Source organism: Pararhizobium sp. A13 (genome assembly GCF_040126305.1).
GTDB lineage: Bacteria > Pseudomonadota > Alphaproteobacteria > Rhizobiales > Rhizobiaceae > Pararhizobium.
The window spans coordinates 659153-683519 of sequence record NZ_CP149511.1 but is presented as its reverse complement, the minus strand read 5'-3'; the positions used below and the strand labels follow the sequence as shown (position 1 = coordinate 683519).

20 protein-coding genes and 3 pseudogenes are annotated in these 24367 nt (G+C 57.8%); 14 read left to right on the top strand and 9 right to left on the bottom strand.

Annotation, left to right across the window (positions count from 1 at the left end):
- The first annotated feature begins 34 nt into the window (after positions 1 to 34).
- Complete coding sequence (locus WI754_RS24760) at positions 35 to 358, top strand: nuclear transport factor 2 family protein (protein WP_341487917.1); 324 nt, start codon at positions 35 to 37, stop codon at positions 356 to 358.
- Positions 355 to 1137 carry an SDR family oxidoreductase gene (locus tag WI754_RS24755; protein WP_341487916.1) on the top strand — a complete coding sequence of 261 codons (783 nt, stop codon included), beginning with the start codon at positions 355 to 357 and terminating at the stop codon, positions 1135 to 1137. Before WI754_RS24760 ends, WI754_RS24755 begins: the two co-directional genes overlap by 4 nt.
- Positions 1138 to 1592: 455 nt before the next feature.
- On the opposite strand, the gene WI754_RS24750 is transcribed toward WI754_RS24755, so the two are convergent.
- Positions 1593 to 3512, bottom strand: a complete 1920-nt coding sequence (locus WI754_RS24750) for a helix-turn-helix domain-containing protein (protein ID WP_341487915.1) — start codon at positions 3510 to 3512, stop codon at positions 1593 to 1595.
- 115 nt (positions 3513 to 3627) lie between these two features.
- Here WI754_RS24750 and WI754_RS24745 point away from each other — a divergent pair, with 115 nt between their 5' ends.
- Positions 3628 to 4851 carry an MFS transporter gene (locus tag WI754_RS24745; protein ID WP_341487914.1) on the top strand — a complete coding sequence of 408 codons (1224 nt, stop codon included), beginning with the start codon at positions 3628 to 3630 and terminating at the stop codon, positions 4849 to 4851.
- An 8-nt stretch (positions 4852 to 4859) separates the two neighbouring features.
- Entirely contained in the window at positions 4860 to 6251 is a 1392-nt protein-coding gene (locus tag WI754_RS24740; RefSeq protein ID WP_341487913.1) for an amidohydrolase, read from the top strand.
- Positions 6252 to 6718: 467 nt separating this feature from the next.
- On the opposite strand, the pseudogene dnaE2 reads toward WI754_RS24740, so the two are convergent.
- Positions 6719 to 7075: pseudogene (gene dnaE2, locus WI754_RS24735) on the bottom strand (error-prone DNA polymerase); the annotation flags it as partial.
- Here dnaE2 and WI754_RS24730 point away from each other — a divergent pair.
- Positions 7073 to 8246: pseudogene (locus WI754_RS24730) on the top strand (OB-fold nucleic acid binding domain-containing protein); the annotation flags it as partial. The pseudogenes dnaE2 and WI754_RS24730 overlap by 3 nt on opposite strands.
- Positions 8247 to 8431: 185 nt before the next feature.
- Here the strand turns inward: WI754_RS24730 and WI754_RS24725 are convergent.
- Complete coding sequence (locus WI754_RS24725) at positions 8432 to 9895, bottom strand: PLP-dependent aminotransferase family protein (RefSeq protein ID WP_341487912.1); 1464 nt, start codon at positions 9893 to 9895, stop codon at positions 8432 to 8434.
- A gap of 178 nt (positions 9896 to 10073) precedes the next feature.
- On the opposite strand from WI754_RS24725, the gene WI754_RS24720 reads away from it, so the two are divergent.
- From WI754_RS24720 to WI754_RS24705, 4 genes are all read left to right on the top strand, one after another.
- Entirely contained in the window at positions 10074 to 10706 is a 633-nt protein-coding gene (locus tag WI754_RS24720) for a LysE family translocator (RefSeq protein WP_341487911.1), read from the top strand.
- A gap of 13 nt (positions 10707 to 10719) precedes the next feature.
- On the top strand, positions 10720 to 11622 hold the full coding sequence (locus WI754_RS24715; protein ID WP_341487910.1) for a dihydrodipicolinate synthase family protein: 903 nt from the start codon (positions 10720 to 10722) through the stop codon (positions 11620 to 11622).
- A gap of 51 nt (positions 11623 to 11673) precedes the next feature.
- Positions 11674 to 12315: a LysE family translocator gene (locus tag WI754_RS24710; protein ID WP_341487909.1), complete on the top strand. Its 642-nt coding sequence runs from the start codon at positions 11674 to 11676 to the stop codon at positions 12313 to 12315.
- 358 nt (positions 12316 to 12673) lie between these two features.
- A complete protein-coding gene (locus WI754_RS24705) occupies positions 12674 to 13411 on the top strand; it encodes a hypothetical protein (RefSeq protein WP_341487994.1) in 738 nt (245 codons plus the stop codon).
- A 6-nt stretch (positions 13412 to 13417) separates the two neighbouring features.
- On the opposite strand, the gene WI754_RS24700 is transcribed toward WI754_RS24705, so the two are convergent.
- The 6 genes from WI754_RS24700 to WI754_RS24675 form a co-directional block, all read right to left on the bottom strand.
- A complete protein-coding gene (locus WI754_RS24700; protein WP_341487908.1) occupies positions 13418 to 14845 on the bottom strand; it encodes an ISNCY family transposase in 1428 nt (475 codons plus the stop codon).
- A 370-nt stretch (positions 14846 to 15215) separates the two neighbouring features.
- On the bottom strand, positions 15216 to 15719 hold the full coding sequence (locus WI754_RS24695) for a ribonuclease H (protein WP_349438060.1): 504 nt from the start codon (positions 15717 to 15719) through the stop codon (positions 15216 to 15218).
- A 23-nt stretch (positions 15720 to 15742) separates the two neighbouring features.
- Positions 15743 to 16963, bottom strand: coding sequence for an arsenite efflux MFS transporter ArsK (gene arsK, locus WI754_RS24690; RefSeq protein ID WP_341487906.1), 1221 nt, complete (start codon positions 16961 to 16963; stop codon positions 15743 to 15745).
- A gap of 3 nt (positions 16964 to 16966) precedes the next feature.
- Positions 16967 to 18367, bottom strand: coding sequence for an NAD(P)-binding domain-containing protein (locus WI754_RS24685; protein ID WP_349438066.1), 1401 nt, complete (start codon positions 18365 to 18367; stop codon positions 16967 to 16969).
- 65 nt (positions 18368 to 18432) lie between these two features.
- Positions 18433 to 18753, bottom strand: a complete 321-nt coding sequence (locus tag WI754_RS24680) for a metalloregulator ArsR/SmtB family transcription factor (RefSeq protein WP_264267892.1) — start codon at positions 18751 to 18753, stop codon at positions 18433 to 18435.
- A gap of 684 nt (positions 18754 to 19437) precedes the next feature.
- Positions 19438 to 19788: a hypothetical protein gene (locus tag WI754_RS24675; protein ID WP_341487904.1), complete on the bottom strand. Its 351-nt coding sequence runs from the start codon at positions 19786 to 19788 to the stop codon at positions 19438 to 19440.
- Between the two features lie 844 nt (positions 19789 to 20632).
- On the opposite strand from WI754_RS24675, the gene WI754_RS24670 reads away from it, so the two are divergent.
- From WI754_RS24670 to WI754_RS24650, 5 genes and pseudogenes are all read left to right on the top strand, one after another.
- The gene (locus tag WI754_RS24670) at positions 20633 to 21229 is read left to right on the top strand and encodes a helix-turn-helix transcriptional regulator (RefSeq protein ID WP_341487903.1); all 597 of its coding nucleotides are present in this window, start codon (positions 20633 to 20635) and stop codon (positions 21227 to 21229) included.
- Entirely contained in the window at positions 21222 to 22451 is a 1230-nt protein-coding gene (locus WI754_RS24665) for a type II toxin-antitoxin system HipA family toxin (RefSeq protein ID WP_341487902.1), read from the top strand. Before WI754_RS24670 ends, WI754_RS24665 begins: the two co-directional genes overlap by 8 nt.
- 564 nt (positions 22452 to 23015) lie before the next feature.
- The gene (locus WI754_RS24660; protein ID WP_341487901.1) at positions 23016 to 23282 is read left to right on the top strand and encodes a type II toxin-antitoxin system prevent-host-death family antitoxin; all 267 of its coding nucleotides are present in this window, start codon (positions 23016 to 23018) and stop codon (positions 23280 to 23282) included.
- On the top strand, positions 23275 to 23694 hold the full coding sequence (locus WI754_RS24655) for a hypothetical protein (RefSeq protein ID WP_341487900.1): 420 nt from the start codon (positions 23275 to 23277) through the stop codon (positions 23692 to 23694). The genes WI754_RS24660 and WI754_RS24655 overlap by 8 nt, the downstream gene beginning before the upstream one ends.
- A gap of 166 nt (positions 23695 to 23860) precedes the next feature.
- Positions 23861 to 24348, top strand: a pseudogene (locus tag WI754_RS24650) (transposase); the annotation flags it as partial.
- Between the last annotated feature and the right edge of the window lie 19 nt (positions 24349 to 24367).

Sequence of the window (24367 nt, the reverse complement as noted above, 5' to 3'; positions counted from 1 at the left end):
ATTCACAGCGGCCGCGAAACAAAGGACGCGAACAATGGTCGATCTGCCCACACCGATATCTGCCTACTTCGAGGCTGACACGCGCGATGGCGATGCCGTTGTTCAGTGTTTTACGGAAACTGCTGTCGTGAAAGACGAGGGGCATACCTATAGCGGGCGCGAGGCGATCCGACGCTGGAAGACCGATAGCACGGCTAAGTACACCTACGTTGTCGAACCTTTTGCGATCGCGACCGAAGGCGACAGGACGCTCGTCACGAGCCACCTTACGGGCAACTTCCCTGGCCGCTCGGTGGACCTCCGCTACTTTTTCGTTCTCGAGGGCGATAAGATCGCCGGGCTGGAGATCACCCTATGAGCTTCAATCTCGAGCTTGCCGGTCGTCGCGCGCTTGTCACCGCCGGCACCAAGGGCGTCGGCGCCGCCGTGGTCAAGGCCTTGACCGAGGCGGGGGTGAAGGTCGTTGCCACGACGCGAACCGTTCCCGAGAGTTCCCCGGAAGGCGTTCACTACATCGCCGCCGACATCACGACCGCTGACGGTTGCGCCACCGTTGCCAAGGGCGTCCTCGACCATCTGGGCGGTGCCGATATCATCGTCAACGTGCTGGGCGGCTCGTCAGCGCCTCCAGGCGGGTTCGCCGCTCTGAGCGACGATGCGTGGCTCAAGGAGTTGAACCTCAACCTCATGCCGGCGGTCCGCCTCGACCGCGCCCTGCTGCCGTCGATGATCGAGCAAGGCTCCGGCGTCATCATTCACATCACGTCGATCCAGCACGAATTGCCGTTGCCTGAATCCACGACGGGTTACGCTGCCGCCAAGGCAGCGCTTTCGACCTACAGCAAGAGCCTCTCCAAGGAAGTGACCCCCAAAGGCATTCGTGTGGTCCGTGTCTCGCCGGGCTGGATCGAAACTGACGCTGCCGTCGCTTTAGCGGAGCGCCTGGCAGCTGACGCCGGAACCGATTATGAGGGCGGTAAGCACATCATCATGAAGGCGCTCGGGGGCATTCCGTTGGGACGGCCCGCCAAACCTCAGGAAGTCGCCGACCTTATTACATTTCTCGTGTCTCCTCGGGCTGGCTCGATCACGGGGACAGAATACACCATCGACGGCGGCACAGTTCCGACGGCTTGACGGGTCACGACCGGCAAGATGCCGAAACGATCACGCAAAATATGAATTGTGCTTATGACGCGGTGAGAACGATTTCAGCACCATTCTGGCGACTTCATCGCGATGAAGCCCTGTCAGTAGGGCATCAACGTTGGATAGAATACGCCCGAACAGATGGCTCGCAACTGCGTATTTCCCATGTCGCAGAATTGAGTCTGACGATGATTGCGCAGTCGCTCGCCCGGAAACGCCAACAATGTCGCGATGGTCGATCGTTTGCGTCAGATGAGCGTCGATCTAGGCGATGATCGTATTCTTGCGCCAGATCCTACAGGAACGAAAAGCGATTTGGACAGGTTCGGGGAAATCCTTTCTCCAACGCTGGTTATCGCCGCGCCCGAAGACGGCCTTCTAAGCCTTGCGGGCCGGTCCGCAATGAGTTTCGGACCCTGCAACTCTATGATCAGAACCAGGTTTTAACTTGTCGCTGCCCCAGCGTATTCCGCGTGAAGTTGGCAAGCGAGACTGAGCAGCGTGAAATCAGCCGCGTCGGAAATCTTGCGGCCCGTTAGTGACTCGACCCGTTGCAAGCGCTGGTAGAGCGTGTTGGGGTGAATGTTCAGCGCTTGCGCTGCGCGGGTGACAGACTTCCCCTCGTCAACGTAGCGCGAGAGGGTTTCATGCAGGACGTGATGCCTTGGATCTTGAACCAGCGGCATAAGGATGTTGCGTGTAAATTCGAGGATATCCTGCCTCGCGCGCCCTTCCAGCAACAGTTCCACCCCCATGTCTCGATGCCGCAGAAGCCCAAAGCGTCCACGGCGTGAGAGCGCTTCTGCCGCCTGTGCAGCTAGGTCGCGCGATGCGAGATGGCGCTCGCTTTCTCCATAGATCTCGCTTGCTCCAACGCAGATACTGAATTTCGTCGCGGCATCAGAGATCGCCCCGAGATTGCGTTCCAGTGCCGCTGTGCTCGACGCGGAGACCAGTACCACGATTTTGTCCTCACTGTGAAAGATCAGCGAGTTGGACAATGTCATCCCCTTTTGCAGGTCCGATTGGGATTTGTGAAGGGAAAGACGGGTGTTGTCAGAAGCCTCGCGTCGGGGTGCCCGCGCCACAAATAGCTGACTGTAGCGGTCGAGCCGAAACCCATGGTGGCTATGACGTCCGTCCGAACCCAGCCCCGCAACCAGGGCTTCGAAATGCGCTTTACGGCGCGCGTTAAGAACATCCATCCGAGACATGTCCCGCACGAAGTCGAGCGCCACGAATGTCGCTAACGTGCCAAATAGCACCCGGTAGAAACCCGCATCCCCGGAAGTCGGGAAATGAAATTGCCCTACCGGTGCTTCCGCGACCTCAACGGTCTGAATCACGAATTGCTCGTTGTCTGTCCATCCCGCAGATCGGTAGTCCAGACCCAGCACGTTCTCGAACCGGAAATCGACACGAAACAGCTCGGCCACGGCGCGAAGCTGTTCTGTCAGCCCGGTGCTCGTGGAAAAGATGCGCAGCAGCGCCTCATGCAGCTCAACTGCGCGGTCCAACTCGGCATTCTTGCGGGAAAGATCGCTGCGCATCTGCTCGAGCCGTTGTGAGGTGGCGACGGCGTTCTTGTAGATCTGCGACCGCTGAAAGGCGACTGCGATCTGCGCCGCCAAAAATTCAAGAACGGTTCGATCGAAGATCGAAAAAGCGCCATCGCCGGAAAAGCAAAGCGTCGTCAGCGTGCCCAGACGTTTCCCTTCGGCCATGACGGGAACACAAAGCAGGGCGTTGGCTATCTCGGAGCGCTCCATGAAGGACTGACTCTCAGGACGCATAACGCGATGAGCATCAATGATGTTCTGCCTACCATTGTGAATGGCCGGCCGGCCGGTTGCAAATACCTCGCCCGAGACGGATTCATTCGGCTGCACGCGGTAATGACTGTAGTCCTCAGGCAATCCCACATGCGAGACCGGCACAAGAAAACCGCTCGCTTCATCGAACAAGCGAAAGACCCCGGCATCGCAATGCGGGAGCACATGCATCACTTCGCGCAGGACATTGTGAACAATCTCGTTTTCGTCCAGCGAGTTGAGCACCGCTCCGTTTACCGAGGCAAGCATTTCGAAGGTCCTGGTCTGAAGCCCGATGACGACATCCTGCACTGCCTGAACAATCCGCGCTGCCGTCTTGTTGCTGTCCTTGGCGTTAAGCGCAAACTCTGTCCGCTTGGCTGTGAAATGGGAGTGGTCGACTACAAGACGAAAGGCATCTCCTACCTTTTCAATGGAATGGAGGATTGAGGCACTGCCATCCCTCGGTTCGACATTGATGTCATTTAGTTGCAACGCGTGCGTCTGCGCCAGTTCTTTCAGGAGTGGGTGTGAGAGCAGATCGATCTCCACGAATGACGCTCCATGTGAAAACACCCATCAAATTACATTTTCTCATGTGTGGATCAACATATGAATTTTTCCTGACGGTGACACAAAAGACAAAAATCAAAAGGGAACTGCTAAAATGATCTCAAAGATAAAACGTCGCCACGTCATCATCGGGATGCTGTTCGTGTGCTGGGTCGTCGGCTTTCTGGACAAGACCGCCATCAACATCGCGATCATTCCGATCAGCGAAGAATTTGGCCTGGCACCAGAACATCAAGGCATGATCATTAGTGCCTTTTTCCTAGCGTATTCGATGACGCAGCTGATAGGGGGTTATCTTGTGGACCGCCTGGGCTCGCGCCGGGTGCTGAGCTCGGCTGTCGCCGTCTGGTCTTTGGGCACGCTGGCATCGGGCGCCGTTGCCGGCGCGGTGGGGTTGGCTGCAGCGCGTGCCGTCACCGGTGCGGGGGAAGCAATCTTTCCCGCAGGCGGATCTGTCGCCATCACCGAGAATTTCGAGAAAACCCAGATGGCTCGCGCCAAATCGGTGCTGCAATCCGGGGCTTCCGTGGGTTTCGCTCTCGGCTCGATCGTCATTACCTCGCTGATCGCGTTTTATAGCTGGCGGGTGATGTTCTTTGTGCTGGGTGCCGTCGGACTCATTCTTTCAATCGGCCTCTACTGGATCATGAAGCCGCGCTCCGAAACCCTGATCGCTAAGGACACTGGCCTGAAGGTCTCGGAAAAGCAGCGCATCGGCGCATTGCTGAAAAACACTCTGACCTGGAAGATCGCGTCGGTCTATTTCTTCACCAACATCGTCTTCTGGGGCCTGCAGTCCTGGTTGCCGTCCTACTGGGTGAAGGTCAAGGGCATGAGCATGATGGAAATGGGGGCCTACTCGATGATCCCGCCGACGTTGGGATTTGTCTCCTTCCTCACCTGCGGCTGGCTGCTTGACCGTTTCTTCCACCAGAAAGAGAAATATCTCATCTGCATCGGCTCGGCTGTTTCGGCAGTATTCATCTACCTGATGGCGAATGCTGAAACGATCCCACTGGCCTTTGCCTATCTGTCAGTATCGAACGTCTTTCTGAACGCGATCTCGATCAGTGTGTTTGTGAGCATCATGAAGCATTTCCCGCAAAACTCTATCGGGACGGCCACGGGTCTCATCAACTCGCTGGCGCAACTTGGCTCGTTTGCCTCGCCCATGCTGATCGGGGCGGTCCTATCGGCAACCAACCAGAACTACGGCATTGCATTTTCAGTCATCGTCGGCTGCGCCGTAATCGTCTGCGCCATCGCCACAACCTTCCCCGCCATTCACGCCAAAAAATCCGTCGAACAGACGGCTTGAGGAAGAACATGAAGTATATCGACATCATCGAGCGCACGGTCGCCGCGCATGCGGACAATCTGAGAACTGTGTCGGACGCCATCTGGTCCTTCGCCGAGATCCGCTACGAGGAGACGAAATCCGCGGCCCTTTTGGCGGACGAGCTTGAGAAGGCGGGCTTTGCGGTTGCTCGCAACGCCGGCAATATCGAAACGGCCTTCGTCGCTAGCTATGGCGAGGGCCATCCGGTCGTCGCGATCCTCGGCGAGTTCGATGCATTGACCGGCCTGAGTCAGAAAGACGGTATCACACGCCACGACCCCATTACCGAAGGTGGAAATGGCCATGGCTGCGGTCACAATCTTCTGGGCACCGGTGCACTTGCGGCCATTCTCGCGATCAAGGCTTGCAAAGACGAGTTAGGCCTCGAAGGCACGATCCGCTATTACGGCTGCCCGGCCGAGGAAGGTGGGGGAGGCAAGGCATACATGGCGCGGGAGGGCCTGTTCGCTGATGTCGACGTGGCTTTCACATGGCACCCCTGGGACGAGAACCTTGCCTTTAACGCGCGGATGCTGGCGACGAACCAGCTCTACTTCACCTTTCGGGGCACCAGCGCCCACGCCGGGTTCGAGCCTCATCTGGGCCGTTCCGCACTGGACGCGGTCGAGCTGACCAATGTCGGCTCCAACTATCTGCGTGAGCACATCATTCAGGACGGCCGCATCCATTACGCCATCACCGATACGGGGGGCCGTGCACCGAATGTGGTGCAGTCTCAAGCGCAGGTGCTTTATAAGGTACGCGCACCGCGGATGGATCAGGTTCGTGACATCACCGAGCGGGTGAAAGACGTTGCCCGCGGCGCAGCGCTGATGACCGGAACAGAACTAGAGATCACCTTCGACGCCGCCTCGGCGGACTTGGTCCCCAATGTCACGCTCGCGCGGATGATGCATCAGGAGTTCGAAAAGTTCGGTGTCGCCGGCTTCTCCAACAGTGAAAAGGACTTCGCCGGGAGCATCCAGAAAACCTTCTCGGCGGAGGTGCAGACGCGGGTAACCAAGCGCGGCAAAATCCTGTCTGAAGACCTGAACCCATTCGAGGAAGAGCCGACGTTCCTGCATGGCTCGACCGACGTGGGAGACGTGAGCTGGCTGGTTCCAACCGGGCAGGTCTATGTCGCTACCGAGGCCTACGGAACCCCCCCACACACTTGGCAGATCGTCACGCAGGGGAAGTCGGGCTATGCCCACAAGGGAATGCTACAAGCCGGCAAGGTTCTGGCCGCTTCGGCCGTGCGAGCGATGACTGAGCCGGCGGTGGTCGCGGCCGCGAAGACAGAGCATCACCAACAGTTGGGCGGCGAGAGCTATGTGCCACTGATTCCGGCAGATGCCATGCCGCAACGTTTGCGCTGACGTTAACGCAGGGCTTCACGGCCCTGCGCCCTCGAGCTTAACTCGATGCCTTCCACCAGCTCCCGTACGGAACATGACCTGATTGGCGATCGTTCAGTTTGCACCGAGGCCTACGATGGCGTGGCCACGTCGCGCGCCGTGGAGAACTTCCCGCTCGGGCCTGCGAATTTCCGATGCTCCCCACCTTATCGTCGCGCTGGCCGCGATCAAGGAGGTCGCCGCCCAGGCAAACATGGATCTGGTGGCTGGTGCCAACCGGCGAAATGAGCAGAAAGCTCGCAGTCGACTACACACGAATGTCCGGCATGATTTTCGGAACACCGCCCGCGTTTGATGCGGTAGTGACAAGCATCACAGCGCTCGAGCAATTTCTGAATGTCGAAATGGCAGCCATGTCCGCGGCCTTATATATTTCCGAGCCGATACAGCCACCGCGGATAAGCACCGCCCTGAACGGATTTGAACTGGCGCGCGTCGCCGACGATCTGGGCGGCCGCATAAAACCCCATGGGCTGCGAATTCAGAAATGTGGCGCAGAAGGCATCGGGGAAATGGCATTTCACATAGCTGGAGGCGTAAGCGATCAGGGCAAAGGAAGCCGCGTGACAAGCCGGGAAACCGTAGGATCCAATGCCTTCGAGCTGCGAAAAAGTCTTCTCGGCAAATTCAGGCGAGTAACCATTCTTGACCATGCCAGAGACCAGCTTGTCCTTGAATTTCGAGACGCCACCGGTGAACTTGAATGTCGCCATCGATTTGCGCAGTTGATCGGCTTCACCGCCTGTGAAGCCCGCGCAGACCATCGCCACCTTCATCGCCGACTCTCCGTCTTTAGCGTCGTCAAATACGCGCGGAGCCAGGGGATCTTGTGCCAAGGCCGCGGTTCGGCGGCGAATTCGGCCGTCTGCTACATCCTCGGCATCACGAGCATCGACCCGTCCACGAACGATCTGCTCTTCGAACGCTTCGTTTCGCAGGAACGGGACGAGCCGCCGGACATCGATGTCGACTTCGAGCACGAGCGAAGGGAAGAGGTCATCCAATGGATCTACAAGACCTACACCCGCGAGAAGGCCGCTCTCTGTGCGACGGTCACCCGATATCGGGCCAAGGGCGCCATCCGTGATGTCGGCAAGGCGCTCGGCCTACCCGAGGACGTGATCAAGGCACTTTCGTCGGGCATGTGGTCATGGTCGGAGGAGGTGCCTGACCGCAATATCCGCGAACTGGGACTGAACCCCGAGGACCGCCGTCTGGCGCTGACGTGGATGTTGGCCCAGCAATTGATGGGTGCGCCGCGTCATCTGGGTCAGCATCCAGGCAGGTTCGTGCTGACGCATGACAGGCTGGACGATCTCGTCCCCATCGAGCCAGCGACCATGAAGGATCGCCAGATCATCGAGTGGGATAAGGACGACGCAGCCATACCGGGCTGACACTCCGGGAGCATCCGATCGCGTTCCTGCGCAAGGATCTGCAGAAGCGGAACATCGTGACCTGCGCGGACGCGATGAACGCGCGGGACGGCCGCTGGCTGATGGCGGCGGGACTTGTCCTGGTGAGGCAGATGCCAGGGTCGGCAAAGGGGTCATGTTCGTGACCATCGAGGACGAGACCGGGCCTGCAAACATCGTCGTCTGGCCGAGCCTGTTCGAGAAACGGCGGCGGGTTGTGCTGGGATCGTCAATGATGGCGATCAACGGCAGGATCCAGCGGGAAGGGGATGTCGTCCACCTCGTCGCCCAGCAGGTCTTCGATCTTTCAGATGATCTGTCCTGCCTTGCTGACCGCGACATGGAGTTCAAGCTGGCGACGGGCAGGGGTGACGAGTTCGCACACGGCTCACCCGGAAGCGCGGACTCACGAGATCGTCCGAAGCCCGTGCCGCAACCAAGGGACATCTTCGTTCCCTTATGCCGAACTCGGCATAAGGGAACTTATCCCGAGCCGGATGCTATGCCGAGTCCGTTCCTCAAAGCCCGCGATTTCCGCTGAATCCGGATGGTAAGCTCGGCATAATATCCAGCCTCCGCTGTTACAAACCTAGCGGAGACATCAATGACTACGACCCCATTGGAGAACTCGGCGCTCTGGCGGCGGGTTGCCGCAGCATCGAAGCGTTGTGGGCTGGTCTCTTGATAATCTAGTCCGTACGAACGACGGCTAGACATAGCGCCGCGTCAAAGTACACCATCGTAAGCATTGCGCAGGAGCTTTACGCCCCTATCGATTTGTTGCTCGGTGAGACTTGCATACCCCATCACAAGGCCGAGGCATTTCAAATCCAGTCCCTGGCCAAAGTAGTGAGGTGCGATGGAGTAGATGCCAACTCCAAGCTGGGAGGACCTCTCGATGAATGACGTCGCCATGGAAGGGGACAGGTCGAGGAACCAGACGACGACGTGCAGCCCGGCTTCCGCGCCTTCGATCCTGACCGCATCCTGGAATTCGACTTGCAGCGCGTCGAGGAGCGCTGCGCGTCTGCGGGCGTTGTGACGACGGGCCTTACGCACGTGACTTTCGTAGACGCCAGACTCCAGCAGGGTCGCCAGCGCTTCCTGTTCCAGGATGGGGGCATGCCTGTCCGTCAGGCGCTTTGCGTGCGCGAACACTTCCTGCAATTCCCGCGGCACGACGACGTAGCCAATCCGGAGCGTCGGTGACAGCGTCTTTGAGACCGTTCCGACATAGATGACGTTCGACGCGCCTCCGAGCGCGCGTAGCGGTGGCACGGGATTAATGTCGAACCGATACTCGCTGTCGTAGTCGTCTTCGACGATGTAGGCGCTCTTCTCCTCCGCCCACTTCAGCAACTGCTGGCGTCGTCCGATGGACATCACGCTTCCCATGGGAAACTGATGTGAGGGCGTCACGTAGGCCAGCCGGGCGTCTACATCCGCCAGCAGGTCCGCCCTGACGCCTTCGATGTCTACGTCCACCGGGGCCGCCATGGCTCCCGTCATCTCGAAGATGCTTCGCGCCATCGGATAGCACGGGTCCTCGATGACAAATCTGTCGCCCTCGTCGAGCAAGAGACGCGCGCACAGGTCCAGACCCTGCTGGGAGCCATTGACGATGACGATCTCATCAACCTCGCATCTGATGCTCCGAGCTCGCCAGAGATACCCCTGCAGGGCGGCGCGCAAGCGGATAGCGCCGCGGGGATTGTCGTAGAATAGCTTGGGCGGCCGGCGGAGCGCCGCGTCGTTCATGGCTTTCCGCCAGGCGAGGGTCGGGAAGTCAGAAGCCGACATGTCGCCGTAGCGGAAGTCCGCGACCAACCTCTTGGATGGGACACGCATCGGGATCGCCCGGGACCGAAGCCTTTCTCCGAAAGCGGAGAGGCTATGCGGCTCTCCGGCTTCGTGAAGGGCTACTCCGGTCTTGCCGTCTGCGATCTTGATGGCGACCCGCGGTCGAGCTCCATGTCGAATGACCACGAACCCCTCGGCGGCTAGTTGTTCGTATGAGGACGTCACGGTTGTGCGCGAGACGCCAAGTTCGACTGCCAGGGCGCGGGCCGATGGAAGGACGCTGGCGTGGCCGTACACGCCCGCCACGATCTGCTCCCGCAGGCTCTCGTAGATGCCGCGCGCCCCCAGCCCCGGTGACGAATTCTGCTGACGGGTGGACAACCGGACCATCACTACTCCCTACGTAGAGAGGTTTCGTTGATCCAGATAGACCGAGAAGACTCGTCCGCCAAGGATTTAATAGAAACTGGACCAGATTTTTTGAGGTAAAAGTGGTTCTATGTCAGGGCCAGTTGAGCAGGTATTGAGGGTGCCAGTTTGCACGACGCCGTCCCAAAGAAGTAAAACAATGCTAGCCGACATCCACCAACTCACTATCGTCTTCACCGCCTATATCATTGCCGCCGGCAGTCCCGGCCCGAGCAATATGCGGATCATGGGCGTCGCCATGAACGACGGCCGCAAGGCCGCGCTGGCAATCGCGTCGGGCGTGGTAAGCGGCTCGATCTTCTGGGGCCTGATGGCGGCGACAGGAGTATCGGCGGTTCTCAGTCGATACGCGGAAGCTCTTGTCGTCCTGCAGGTCCTTGGAGGATTGTATCTCCTCTTTCTCGCCTTCAGAGCAGGCAAAGCCGCACTGTCTTCGGACAAGGACCAGCTTCGGCCGTCCGACGAACGCAAGGCGACAGCAGCCACGCTCTACAAGCGCGGACTGCTAATGCACCTGACCAATCCGAAGTCGATCCTGGCATGGATCGCGTTGATGACGCTCGGGCTCGGTCCTGGGTCGTCGCCTCACACGGTCGTCGTGATCCTCCTGGGCTGTGCAATCCTGAGTGTGACGATTTTCTGCGGCTACGCCATCGTCTTTTCGACAGCTCCCATGATCCGCCTGTATAGGCGAGCGCGCCGCTGGATCGAAGGTACGTTGGCCGTATTCTTCGGGTTCGCTGGACTGAAGCTTCTCCTGACCCACATCTGAAGGTCTTCCTGTCATGTCTATCTTTCAAGGCCTCTCAGCATTCCCGATCACGCCTGCCGACGCTTCCGGCAGGATCGACACCACAGTCCTCGCGCGTCTTCTCATGCGCATCGCGGAGGCCGGGGCGGACTCCATCGGTCTGCTCGGCAGCACCGGAGCCTACGCTTTCCTCACGCGAGAAGAGCGTCGGCGCGCGATCGAAACGGCGATGGACACCGTCGGCGGCAAAATCCCTGTCATCGTCGGCGTCGGTGCGATCCGGACTAACGATGCGGTGGCCCTCGCTCGAGACGCGAAGGCTGCGGGTGCCGACGGTCTGCTCCTCGCTCCGGTTTCCTATACGCCCCTATTCGACGACGAGGTTTTCGAACACTTCGCCGCCGTCGCCAATGCGGGCCAACTGCCGCTGTGCATCTACAATAACCCCAGTACCACCAAGTTCACCTTCAGCCCGGCCCTCATTTCCCGGCTGTCGAAGGTCGCGAACATCGTGGCGGTAAAAATGCCTCTGCTGTCGGGTGGGGACTTCGGTTCCGAACTCGCCTCTCTCCGGTCTATCACCGGCTCGGCATTCAAGATCGGCTACAGCGGTGACTGGGGCGGCGCACCGTCGTTGCTGGCCGGGGGCGACACCTGGTATTCCGTCATCGCAGGACTTCTGCCTTCGCAGGCCTTGGCCCTGACCCGAGCGGCGCAAGCTGGGGACACCGTGGCCGTCGAGCGACTGGACGCGGGCTTCGGACCGCTATGGGCGCTGTTCAAGGAGTTCGGCAGCTTCAGGGTTATGTACGTAATCGCCAAGGTTCTGAACCTCTGTGACGTTGATCCGCCACGTCCCGTTCTTCCATTGAGTGATGAGGTGCGACAGCGCGTCGTCGCCGCTCTCGACCGCCTCAACGATGGCTTTTCCAATTAATTCCGCCCCTCCCATTCAACTGGGGCAAACAGGTTTCACTAGGACGAATCGATGCTGATTTCCAACGCCTTCACCGTTTACCTATTCACGGCATTCCTTCTGGCGGTCACTCCAGGTCCGGGAATTTTCTACGTCGCTGCCCGAACCCTCTCGGGCGGCCGCTCGGAGGGAATTGCTTCGAGTGTTGGAAATGGTCTTGGTGGACTATTTCACGTCGCGGCCGGTAGTCTGGGCGTCTCGGCGATCGTGCTGGCCAGTGCCGAGCTGTTCACTGCGCTCAAGGTAGTCGGCGCGCTCTACTTGATCTGGATGGGCTATCGGACCATTCGCCATGCGAGGCTCGACTATCGCTCCCTGGGTAACGCCGAGCCGCCCGTCGGCGGGAAGAGGGCCTTTCGGGATGGCGTTCTGGTGGAAGTGATGAACCCAAAGACGGCTGCGTTTTTCCTGGCTTTCATTCCGCAGTTTGTCGACACGACTTCGGATCATGTCGCGCTGCAGTTCGTGATCCTCGGAGCAATTTCCGTATCCCTCAACACGCTCGCGGACATCGTCGTTGCGTTCGGAGCCGGGAGACTCCGCGACGGCGCGGCTTCGCGCCCGAATGTCATCCGCCGTCTTCGAGAGGGATCGGGTGGCGCGATGATATTGCTTGGATGCGGACTGCTGCTGGCCAAACGTCCTGTTTCCTGACCTCGCGAAGTAGAAGGAGATAGGCATGACCACCGCCGATCCGGCCTGGGAACCTGCAATCTCCCAGGTCATCAAAACCCGGGGAGAGTGACATTCTTACTTTGCAGAAACAGGACACTTCAACTTTGCACACATCCTGTCACAGCTATTTAAAGATGGGACAAAGTAACCAATTTAGAAACGCGACAGTGGCTCCGCCGGTCAGCCCCCGATCCGACCGGCTGGGCCGGGTTGCAAGGGAGGAGCGGGGGCGGGTGATAACATTCCCCTTCGGCTTTAGCCTTCTCACTAGCAATTGTTCTTTTGCCGCTCGATACTCGGCACCTGCATGGCGCAGGCGAGGGATCAAAGCCGTACGATGCTTCCGGAAATCAAGTTGCAGGGTGACGTCGACGTCGCCGCGCTGTCACCCCTTCTTCGCGGCATGCTTCTTTCTGTTGCCTATGCTGACGGTGAGGGTGGCATAGGATTGACGGCAACCGGCGCCATGAATCGCAAGTTCGTGCATTGGGCCGCTGTACACTTCCTTTGGCCAGGCTTCACAGCCGAAGACCTCTACAGCATGAACAAGGTGCTCAATGAGAGCGACGTGCCGCCGCTCTGGGTCGTGCGAGACATGGCCCGTCATCTAAAACTTCTTCGCCGGAAAAAGGATGTGCTGCTGCCAACCAGACGCGGCCTGGAGTTTCTGGTGGACCCGCAAGCCTTCTTCGATCTGGTCGCCACGGATTATCTCTATTCGTATGTCCACGCCACCGAGCGGGAAGAGGAGGTCCGAGCGCGGTTACGCTGGTGGCGCATGTTCCTCAATCTTCTCAATATCAAGGCCAGAGAAGGTTGCACGCCAATGGACGTTGTGAAGATCCTCTATCCAGACCTGGCGCCTCTGTCGGACACCGAAATGACCATAGAAGCCTGGGAGTTGAAATCCGATCTTCAGTATGGCGTCTTCCAACGTTTGTGCTGGCTCGGCTTGCTCTATGAGGCACGAGAGGGGCTCACTCTTCTCCAAGACGGATCCTTCCACAAGACGCCACTTTGGGCAGCTTGCCTGCAATTGGAATCGGATACGCAAAGCGACATCGGCGTGCATTGACGATCTTTATTCCGCCGCTGGCTGCCTCAATAACGCTTTCTCTCGCCGCGCAATCACCGCAGGATCATTCATGAAATCCGTGCTCCGTCCCGGCTTGCGGCCGCGCTTCTGGTAGCCATTGCGCTGGCTGCCATCCGGAATGCCAAACATATGATCCGTCTGGCCGGTACGACGAGGGCCGCTCTTGCTGCGCTGCTGTTGGCGTCCGGCCTGCATCTCGGCAACAATTGACAGCATGTCGTCCAGCCGCTTGTTATCGACAACCTCGGCACGATGCACCGACCGCAATGTGTCGAAGGTTCTATAGGGCAGGGCAAAACTCTCGTGCATGATCTCGAGCCGTCCGTCCGGATAGTCGCAGACGATGACCTTCTTGCCTGCCAGCGCCTTGGCCTGCTCCGTCGGATCGAGGATGAACAGCACCTTGTCGTAGCGTAGCGTCAGGGATTGCGACAGGGTGCGCACTTCCTTGCGGCACATGGCGCCATCGAGGTTCTCATGATCGGCCAGCGGTCGGTGCATGTCCTTCGGATTGCGTGGCGGCTTGCCGAAACGCGCGTTGAAATCCGCAATGAACTCAGGCGCATAGGCATTGGCAGCTTCGATCGTGTCGATGCCGCGAAGCCGCATCTCCTTGACCAGCCGATCCTGCAGCGTCTGGTTCGCACGTTCCACACGGCCCTTGGCCTGCGGGGTGTTGGCGCAGATGATGTCGATGTTCAGCTCATAGAGCGCCCGCCCGAACTGTGTCAGGCCGCTCGTCCGGTCCTTCTCGGACGCATGGGTCGAACGAAAAACACCATGCTTGTCGCTATAGAAAGCCAGCGGCTTGCCCCATTGCTGCAGATAGGCCTTCGTCGCATGCAGATAGTCGAACGTGTTCTCCGATCCGGCAAAGCGCAGATGCAGAAGCTTTCCGGTGGCATCGTCGATATAAACGAGCAGGGCGCATTTGGGCCCGCGGTTCTCGAGCCACCAATGATGCGACCCGTCGATCTGCACCAGTTCGCCAAAGCAGTCGCGCCGGCCGCGTGGCTGGAAAACCCGCTTCTTGCGTTCCCGGCGCGAGATCCAGATGCCGGCCTCGGTCATCCATTGCCGCAGCGTCTCCTTGGCAACAGAGATCCGGTGCAACTCGATCAGCTTCTCGCGCGCCAGCGTCGGACCGAAATCCAGATAGTGCTCGCGGATCAGATCCAGCGCTGCATTGCGAAACTCCTCGCTGTGGCGCCGGTTGCTCGGCTGCAATCGCTTCTTGGAAACGAGGCCGGCTGGACCATCCCGGTCATAGGCCTGCAGCAGCCGATGGACCTGACTTCGACTGAGCCCGAGCAGTTCGGCAGCCTGGGCAACGCTCAGGCGTAGGTCACGGATCTTCTGGATGACATCGAGGCGATGCAATTCTTTCTGCGACATGGTGATCATAAAGGACATGACGACTCCGACCGCTCATGGTCTCGACCAGGCTGAAGGTCGTCATCCTTGCTCCCAACGTTGGCTTTGACCAGTGCGTCGAGAGGCGAGACTGTCGCATCTCTAACTGGCCCAACTGTCGCATTACTAAATAGCCGCTACACATCCAAATTGGATAAGATGGGTTATGGAACTTAACTACTCTGCGTCGGGTCTTCTTGTTTGTAAAAACGAACCAAGGATGGCCCAAACTGGCCGTCGTGGCCCAAAACGGAACTGAGCGTGGCCCAATGCTGAAAACCGACTTCAGGCGCACCGCATTAGCCAATCCGCCATCTCAACGCCTGGAGGGGTAGCGCCCGCTAAGGGCCCAGAAACCGCCATTCGCAAATCAAGCACGTTCGCCACCCTGGAGCGAAAGGCGTCCGTTTTCCGCAAGTTCGTCCGCGCGTTCGTTGCCCTCAATGCCGAAATGGCCTTTGCACCAGGCAATGGATATCAACGGGTTGCGAGATAGCTGAAGATCGATTGCCTTCCAAAGTTCCTGATTGGCTATAATTCGACTTCGGGCAATCGCATTCGGGACAATTTTCTTCCAGCCGTTGTTCTTCCAGATATGTCGCCAGCTACTGCAGCCTTTAACTGCGTAGAGTGAATCGGACCAGATGATCGCAGGTTCACCTAAAGCATTGGTATTAACCCACATTGCTGCCTTAAGCAGGGCGATCAATTCCATTGAATTGTTCGCTGAATCCTGGACGCCACCGAAGTCGGCTGCAATTTCCACGACATCCCGGTAGGCGACGAATGCCCATCCTCCTTGTCCGGAATTGGGTTCATAACAACCATCAGCGAAGACGTGAAGGCCGTTTGGCGTTTCCGGTAACAAGCGCACGCTACCTCCGTGGGCCGGGAATTTCAGGCGTTCAGTGGCGACGTAATCATCCCTTGCCTCACGATCAATGGAATCGCCAGGAATGCAATTGCCCCAACCATACCGATCAAAGCGACGATCCACAAAGAGGGAACGACACCTACTGCGGACAGCGATGCCGACATGGAAACCGGGGCAATTGCCGACGTGAATTGTTTCGCCGAGGTGCACCAGCCGAGACGTTTGCCGTAACCTTCGCGGCCAAACAGCTCCAAAGGCAGTGTCCCGCCGACAATGCTCGTTAGACCTGAACCGAGCCCCACGCAGATGGCGAAGGCCACCGCCCCGACAATCCAAGGCGATGTGGGGAGCAGGATCGCGAGGCCGAGGGGAAGAAAGAGCGTCGCGATTACCGCGAGCCAGGTTTGGGTCAGCCCGCCGCCGAACAGTAAGTTGACGAAACGGCTTGCGACCTGTGACGGTCCAAAAAGCGAGGCAATGTAGATTCCGAATGCGCCAAGGCCCAGTGCCTGCGTCAAAGGAACCATATGAACCAGGACTGCCGACAGGGCATAGCCTTCGATTGCGAAGCCGATCAGCATCAGGATGAATATCAATTGCCCCTTTTGCGGCGGGGTAGTCGGCGACACAGCGGATGCAAAGGAGTGCGTGGGCTGTTCGCCTGCACCCTTCGAGGACGATAGCCTGGCAAGCCAAAGGTGGATCGGGAAACATACGCCAATATTGAGCAGGGCAAATAGGAGATAGACCTGCCGCCATGACATCCAGTCATGAAGCCAGGATGTCAGCGACCAGAACAATGTGGAGGCAAAGCCAGCGATCAGGGTCAGATGAACACACGACTTCTGCGCTTTTCGTCCGCCGATTTGAACGATGGCCACGAAGGCGGTGCTGTAAAGCACGGTTGCAGAGACAACCTGCGTCAGGGCGAGAGCCAGACAGAAGGTGATCGGTCCTGGTGCGGCTGCCGTGAGAAGAAGGGCGATTGCGGCACCAACCGATCCAACCGCCATCAACCGTCCAGCACCGATGCGGTCCGCCCAATGCCCGGCTGTCGGGGCAATCAAACTTCCGGCCAGAAGCGAACCCGAGAACGCGCCGAAAACCCATTGTTCACTCCATCCAAGTTGCCGGGCAATGTCCGGCACCAGGATGCTGAAAGCATAATAGAGGGTGCCGTACCCGATGATCTGGGTAAAGCCGAGTCCGTATAGAGCTGAAACTGGCAGTTTTTGATCATCCATTGCTCAGGCGCTCTCAGTCAGACGTTTGGTATCTTCAGACCTTGGTCCGCAGCCGCAGCCAGATTTGCCTTCCGACTTTGCTGTGGCATCGACAACACAACAGGCATCAACTTCAACCGGAGCCGGTCCACCGCAGCACGAAGCCGCCTTTTTGCTGCCGAGGTCGACGCTGCAGACGCCGGTTTCGGGGAGAACCAACTGGACAATGCGGGCGGCGACATGATCGCCTGCAATTTCGGCGACGACCGAACGCACCTGCTCGTAACCCGTCTTCATCAGAAATGTCGGCGCACGGCCGTAAGACTTCGAACCGACGATGTAGAAATCCTTCTCCGGATGTTTCAATTCCTCGATGCCGTGAGGTGGCACGGTTCCGCAGGAATGGAAATTGGGGTCAATGAGTGGGGCCAACGCTGGCGGAGCTTCAACGGCTGGGTCCACCTCGACCCTGAGTTCGCTCAGGAAGGAGAAATCTGGACGAAATCCGGTGGTGACGACGATCCGGTCGATATCCAATTCTGACTGCTGTGTCCCAACCCTCGCCGTCAGATGCACCCTGCCCTCTTGCACGCGGACCTTTTCGGCAGAGAACGAAGTCAGCATCTGCAGGCGACCCTCATCCATGGCCTTCTTCGCCGCGAGACCCAGCGCTCCGCGTTCCGGTAACTGATCGTTCAGGCCGCCACCGAGCAGGCGCTCGACGCCGTGGTGCCGCAGTGCCCAGAGGATTTGGGTCTTCGGGTCGATATCTTGCAGGTCCATGAGCGCGATGGCGACATTGATGGCCGAATGGCCGCTGCCGATCACCAGCGTGCGTTTGCCAAGGAACTCGTTGCGGCGAGTGCCGAGAACATCAGGAATGCCATAGGAAATCCGGCTGAACGACGCGATTTCTCCCGGGACGCTGATGCCGTTGATTCCCATGGGATTGGGTTGGGTCCATGTTCCCGAGGCGTCGATCACGGCTCTGACGAGCACGTCATACTCGCCGGTCTCGTCGGTATATCGAACAACAAACGGAGCATTGTCACGATTGCCAGATGAAACCTTGTCGAGCCCATGACGGGTGATCGCCGTCACTAGTGCACCCAATTTTAGGCCGGACGCGATCTCCGGCACGGATGCCAGTGGGGTAAGGTACTCTTCGACGATCTCGCGGCCGTTCGGCAGATCATCCGGATGAGGGGCTTCCCATGCGTGCCGGTCCAGAAGGACGCGTGCCGCGTCATCGATATTGTATTTCCAGGGCGAAAAGACCCTGACATGTCCCCAATCGAGCAGCGCCGCGCCTACCGTATCGCCACGTTCGAAAACGAGTGGATGAATGTTACGGGCGACAAGGTGAGCGGCAGCGGCAAGTCCGACAGGTCCCGCGCCTATTACGGCAACTGGGAGTTCATTCATGGCAGTCATGCTTGTCTCCTTCTGTATTTCCAGAATATTCGAAATATAAGGTCAAAAAAAAGGGATCAGGCGGCGACCTCTTTCGACTTTGTCCCGCACTTTGCATCCGCGCAGCATTCGTTCACGAGGTAACCAACCAGAGCATCCATATCGCGGTAGTTCGTCGTGCAGATAAGTGTTGTCGCCTGCCGCTCCTGGACAACGAGCCCGGTATCCACGAGCTTCTTCAGGTGGTGCGACAGTGTTGATCCCGGGATGTCCAACTTTTCCTGCAACTGGCCGACCGGCAAGCCTTCGTCACCAGCGCGGACCAGCGCCCGGAAAATCCGGAGGCGGGTGACATTGCCGAGAGCTTCAAGCTGGGATGCTGCTTTTTCGATAATCATGGAAATATGCTACCGTCGGTGAAGAAAGCCGTCAAGAGCTATTTCGACATCTCTCGAAATAATGCCTAGACGGCCGACCTGAGCAATTCCATCTCCTCATTCTCGAACCGAACATCATATATGTCCATGCCGAATTGGGAGACGCCTTTGAACGAAACATTCCTCTAGGAGACCAGCCTTTTTCGCGCAGGCAACGCTCTTTGAGGTCGTGGTTCGCACGAAAGCATCGCGACGGCGGTTTTTAACCCGCCGAGATGTCCATCACCGCAGCGGGAAGCAATTGGAAAAATTGAACTTTCTTTAGAATTGGTGAAACACTTTACGGTAGAACCTCGCACGGATGCTTGACGTAAAAGGCTAGCCGACCACCATGGCGGGTGCATTAAACAAAAAAATCCTCTGCTTCATCGATGAGTATGGCACAACAGGCACAGGGGATTTCTATTTGGGGGATGCCATTATGATGTCCCGCGACACTGGCCGCATCGATAAATGCTTTAGTGACCAACTTGAACCCAATGCAAACGAAGTCCATGCCGCGTAAGGCAAAAAACGACAGCGGTTGGTTCAAAGGGGTTAACGGTGTGGCGAAGATTGATTCGGCTGCGTCCCGCATGCTTCAATTGGCAGACCTCGTCGCGTACTCGCGAAAGTGGCTCCTTGATGAGCAAATGAGCGCAGCCCTCATCCATGAGCGCTTCGGGATAAAAAGCTCATAAAAGCGAAAGGGCTGTCTTTGCAGACAGCCCTCATAACACTCGGGGAAATCGTGTGGTCGGCAACCGGAGCTTTTAACCCCGGGTAACCGCGGCGCTTACCAAGCACGCGGCCGGAAAAGTCACCATGCAGAGATTTCCCTGCAAGTTCTATGTAAGGCAATTGTTTTAAAAAATCAATACTCTTTCGACTTTTTGTCGGCCATATCGTGGCCCACAAGTTCCAGTCTTTCGTCGCCTTCCAGCCCTTGGTGGTCTGCCCTTTCAGGCCAGCCGCAATCGAAAGCGCTACGAGATGCATGAGGCTACGAGCACCCATTGCAGTTTTCAAGCGTTCAACACGATGTTCGACTGTTCGATGTGACATCTCGATCCGAAGGGAGGAGGCCCAGGACCACAAGGCCTAGTCTCATGTCAGCTCGGCGGCGAAACATACTGAAAGTATGCCCATACCAACGCCACAGCGCCGATGACCGCCAGCCAAATTAGAGCCTTCCGGGTTCCGCTCGTGATGGTCCTCGGCACCTTTTTAGGCTTCGGCCGCTGAAACTTGATAATGTTGTCGTCGCTCATATCGATCCTCGTCTCAAAGTTCGAAATCCATAGCACACCTCATGCTGCTGTCCCCTCGATGATCGCCACGACGACGCATCGCATCGGTATATCGGCCCCAGGGAATTATGGTTGCATCCGATATTGACATCGCGCCGCTGACGTTGCGCTCTCCCTGATTGAAACACCGAGGGAGTACAATGTCGTTGGAGCTGCATATCGCATGAGCATTAAGGCCACTGTTTTACGACTTCTCCGACGACAGACACCTGAGCAGTATCAAATAATCGAGGCACTCGACGTTTTCGGGCAATCCGTGGCACTGAACTCTCCAGATGAGCAAATCGCGCTTCACGAAGCCCTGTCGGCCAGCCGATTCTTGATCGCCCGAAATTCGAATCCGTCTCGCAAGCTATTGACCGAGATGGGGTGGTCCCCGCTCGATGCAGCGGCACTCTTTATTCTGCAGTGGATGCCAAAGCATCGCATTATGCATCAAGATACATATCGAATGCCTCATTATGTGGCACTCTGCATAGCCCCTTGATTACAATTGACCTATGCACTATTCTATATAATAGATTTACTCCCATGCACAAAACGACATAGCCATGAAATACGCGGCACAGCAAATTACAGAGAGCCTGCGCGAAACGCGCCTTGCCAAAGGCATGAGCCAAACCGAACTTAGTAAACTCGCCGGAGTGCCGCAGGCCCAGATCTCAAGAATCGAAGCAAACACCGTCGACCTTCGGCTATCCAGCCTCGTAGCCATTGCGCACGCGCTCGATATGGAAGTAACGCTTGCACCACGCAAGGCCATGCCCGCAATCCGGTCAATTACCCGTCAGACGACCAAACAAGCGCCGCTCCAATCAGCCGCGGTCGGAAAAGAATTGCAACGTCTCCAAGAGGCTATTCGCTCGATGCAAGTCGAGGCTCCCAAGGCTCCCCATCTGGAGGAACTGCGAAAGACGTATGCCGCTATCCAATCTCTCAGAATAGATACCCGCTACCTCGACAGCCTGCGCGACATTCGAGCAACAATCGAACAAGCCAAGGCTTCTCAAGAACACTGGAAAGCGGTGACGGAAGCGGCGCGCAATATGCAGTTGCTGCGCAATCAGATAGTGCATGCGCTGCCAAAATCGGAAAGCCGCGATGCACCAAGACCTGCATATACTTTAGACGAGGATGACGATGCCTAACGTTTCCGTTCTCACCGTCCACCTCTACCATCAGGAAATTGGCACCATCACCTACGTTGGCGGAGAAAGAACGTTATTTACATTCAGTGAGGCCTATCTCGAAAATCGGGAACGACCAACCCTTGGTCTACGTTTCCGGGATCAGTTTGGCGAGCTACTGACTGATTTCCGACCCTACAAGATAAGGCTGATGCCGTTCTTCTCCAACCTTCTGCCAGAAGGGCATTTGCGTAAATACCTTGCCGAGAAGGCAGGCATTCATGCTGATCGTGAATTCTTCCTGTTATGGGTACTGGGACAAGACTTGGCAGGTGCGGTCACAGTGACTCCAGCGGATGGCGAAGCATGGCCGGATGAAGCCTACGAAGAGCCGGACATTGCGAAAACGGCAGCGGAAGATGCCTTGCGCTTCTCTCTAGCGGGCGTGCAGCTCAAATTCTCGGCGGTCAACGATGCCAGCGCCGGACTGACAATTCCGGCGGGCGGCGTGGGTGGCGACTGGATCGTGAAACTTCCTTCGCGGGAATTTGCGAATGTGCCGGAAAACGAGTTTTCGATGATGACGCTTGCCAGGATGGTCGGCATCAATGTGCCCGCGATCGATCTGGTCGATGTCCATTCGATCGGCAACCTTCCGGACGGTGTCGAACAGCTTGGCCAGAACGCATTTGTCATCGAACGCTTCGACAGAAACGGTGAAGGTGTCGTACATATCGAGGATTTCGCACAGGTCTTTGACGTTTATCCGGAAGACAAATACAAAAAGGCGAGCTTGCGGAATCTGGCTTCGGTCATCGCCACGGAATCGGATCACGATGACATTGCGGAATTCATCCGGCGGCTGACATTCAACGTCCTGATTGGCAATGGAGACATGCACCTCAAGAACTGGTCGCTGATCTATCCCGATCGGCGGCATGCGCGGCTGTCGCCAGCCTATGATTTTGTCTCAACAATCCCGTACATTCCGAATGACAGATCCGCTCTGACATTCAGCCGGACAAAAGATTTCGCGGGCTACACGATTGATGAACTGGAACACCTCGCCGCCAAGGCCACCCTGCCCCGCAAACTCGTGACCGATACCGCGAAAGAGACGGTCTCCGTCTTCATGGAACTGTGGGCAAAGGAAAAATCGCACCTGCCGGTGGATCGGAAAGTCGTCGAGACAATCGACAAGCATCTCGAGGGACTCCCAATCGTGTGTCGTCCGGCTCACTGACGACTGGGCCGATCGCACATTGGTCCTGTGCAGCCCGAGACCGGCCGATTGCTGACATTATCTGTCAATCGGTATCCAAAATTGCACGCCGGAACACACGATATCTTCGAGTAACGAGCGCATGCGCCGCTTCGGCGATGTGGAGCCGAACGCTGTGGACGTAACGAGGTCCGGAGACTGGGAGACTGCGGAAGGAGTGAAAAGCAAGCGCAAAGAGCGTCAGCCTCCAACACCATCCAAGGCAGAAGCTCCGTTGACTGCGGACAGCTAGCAAATCGCTGCCCCGGTGGATGGCCGCCACAGGTCGCCTTCGGTGGCTCCAGAAAGAAACGCCACCAGCAGCAACTATGGCCCCAAAAGGCGTCTAGCTGTCGCCAGTAGGCCAACGACAGTCAGTCACGAATTCACCGGCTCCAACAAGGCGGTTCAATCGGACGCTCACGAAGAACGAACCGACCATATTTGGGAGCGCAGCGGCCTGATATTCTAAGGGCGTAAAACCTGAAAAGCTGGCCTTTTTCCGATTTTCTGTATATTACAGAATTTCCAGAAAGGTAAAGGTAGATGACCAACAAAACCATATCATCCGTCGAGTTTGTACGGCATTTCGGGCGCTATCACGACGAGGCCATGCGTGAGCCTATCACCCTCACCAAGCATGGCCGCGCATCCGTGGTGGTGGTGCCCGTCGATGTCTACGAGCGCATGATGTCCAGCGACGACCCCCGCCGCGCCTATGGCGCAGGCGAAATGCCGCGCGAACTGGCAGACATGTTCCTGGCGCAGCTAGAGCAGGATTCCGCCGACCATCAGGCTTCGAAGGATGACTGATCGTTTCGGCAAGGGCGATATCGTCGGCTATCCCTATCTGTGGCGCTCGCAGGACAAGCAGGGCCGCGAGGATGGCGAGAAGGATCGCCCGGTCTGCCTGATCCTCGCCATGCGCGCCGACAAGGATAACACCCACGTCCTGTTGCTGCCGATCTCGTCAACGCCACCCTATGAGGGACAGACCGCCCTCGAAATTCCAGCGTTGGAATTGCAGAGGGCGAAACTCTCGACCTTCAAGCGCGGCTGGATCACAGTCAGCGAGTGCAATTACGATATCCTCGAAAGATCATATCACTTCGACAGCCGGCAAAAGCCGCGCGGCAAATTCAGCGGCATCTTTCTTGAGGAAGTCCGCAAAGCCTTCGCGCCCTTCCTCGCCGCAGGAAGCGCGCGCATCGACAGAAACCGGTAGTGCCGGGAGGAAATGGAGCGCCACCGCAAGATGGTGCTAGCGCTCAACGCTGCAATGCCATCGAGGGCGTGCCCTGCTGCACAACCGATCTTCGAGGGCGTTGGCGCATGGATCGTTCAGCGGTCTGAGTTAAGCGGGAGGCTCCCGCAAGCGTTGTAGTGCCGCCATGCCTTTCAAACACAATGCCAGCCGTCGTCATCATATTGAGAAGACGAAGTTCAGGGTGACGAACTGGCCGGAGTATGAAGCAGGACTTCGTCGGCGTGACAGCCTGACCTTGTGGCTGACACCGGAGGCCCTGTCCCAATGGTATGCTCCAAGACGCAAGACCCGCGGCGACCAGCACCGTTATTCAGATCTGGCAATCGAGACCACCTTGACGCTGGGCCTGGTGTTTGGCCTGCGGCTTCGCCAGGCAGAAGGCTCGTTGGAATCGGTGCTGCAATTGATGGGCTTAGCGCTTGCTGTCCCCCATCACACCACCTGAGCCGCCAGGCGCGGACATGGCAATCGCCCAACGAACCGGCGTGATCACCAGGGTCTGGCAACCGGACCGGTGCATGTTCTGGTAACAGCACTGGTCTTCAGGATTACGGCGCGGACCAGTGGCTGGAGGAGAAGCATGGCGCCAGATCCCGTCGAGGCTGGCGAAAAGGGCAGCCACGCCATAGCC

Excerpts from the sequence above, each read along its gene's own strand:
- WI754_RS24760 (WP_341487917.1), top strand. The coding sequence starts at position 35 with ATGGTCGATCTGCCCACACCGATATCTGCCTACTTCGAGGCTGACACG.
- WI754_RS24755 (WP_341487916.1), top strand. The coding sequence starts at position 355 with ATGAGCTTCAATCTCGAGCTTGCCGGTCGTCGCGCGCTTGTCACCGCC.
- WI754_RS24745 (WP_341487914.1), top strand. The coding sequence starts at position 3,628 with ATGATCTCAAAGATAAAACGTCGCCACGTCATCATCGGGATGCTGTTC.
- WI754_RS24740 (WP_341487913.1), top strand. The coding sequence starts at position 4,860 with ATGAAGTATATCGACATCATCGAGCGCACGGTCGCCGCGCATGCGGAC.
- WI754_RS24725 (WP_341487912.1), bottom strand. The coding sequence starts at position 9,895 with ATGGTCCGGTTGTCCACCCGTCAGCAGAATTCGTCACCGGGGCTGGGG.
- WI754_RS24720 (WP_341487911.1), top strand. The coding sequence starts at position 10,074 with ATGCTAGCCGACATCCACCAACTCACTATCGTCTTCACCGCCTATATC.
- WI754_RS24715 (WP_341487910.1), top strand. The coding sequence starts at position 10,720 with ATGTCTATCTTTCAAGGCCTCTCAGCATTCCCGATCACGCCTGCCGAC.
- WI754_RS24710 (WP_341487909.1), top strand. The coding sequence starts at position 11,674 with ATGCTGATTTCCAACGCCTTCACCGTTTACCTATTCACGGCATTCCTT.
- WI754_RS24705 (WP_341487994.1), top strand. The coding sequence starts at position 12,674 with ATGCTTCCGGAAATCAAGTTGCAGGGTGACGTCGACGTCGCCGCGCTG.
- WI754_RS24700 (WP_341487908.1), bottom strand. The coding sequence starts at position 14,845 with ATGTCCTTTATGATCACCATGTCGCAGAAAGAATTGCATCGCCTCGAT.
- arsK (WP_341487906.1), bottom strand. The coding sequence starts at position 16,963 with ATGGATGATCAAAAACTGCCAGTTTCAGCTCTATACGGACTCGGCTTT.
- WI754_RS24685 (WP_349438066.1), bottom strand. The coding sequence starts at position 18,367 with ATGAATGAACTCCCAGTTGCCGTAATAGGCGCGGGACCTGTCGGACTT.
- WI754_RS24680 (WP_264267892.1), bottom strand. The coding sequence starts at position 18,753 with ATGATTATCGAAAAAGCAGCATCCCAGCTTGAAGCTCTCGGCAATGTC.
- WI754_RS24675 (WP_341487904.1), bottom strand. The coding sequence starts at position 19,788 with ATGGGTGCTCGTAGCCTCATGCATCTCGTAGCGCTTTCGATTGCGGCT.
- WI754_RS24670 (WP_341487903.1), top strand. The coding sequence starts at position 20,633 with ATGAAATACGCGGCACAGCAAATTACAGAGAGCCTGCGCGAAACGCGC.
- WI754_RS24665 (WP_341487902.1), top strand. The coding sequence starts at position 21,222 with ATGCCTAACGTTTCCGTTCTCACCGTCCACCTCTACCATCAGGAAATT.
- WI754_RS24660 (WP_341487901.1), top strand. The coding sequence starts at position 23,016 with ATGACCAACAAAACCATATCATCCGTCGAGTTTGTACGGCATTTCGGG.
- WI754_RS24655 (WP_341487900.1), top strand. The coding sequence starts at position 23,275 with ATGACTGATCGTTTCGGCAAGGGCGATATCGTCGGCTATCCCTATCTG.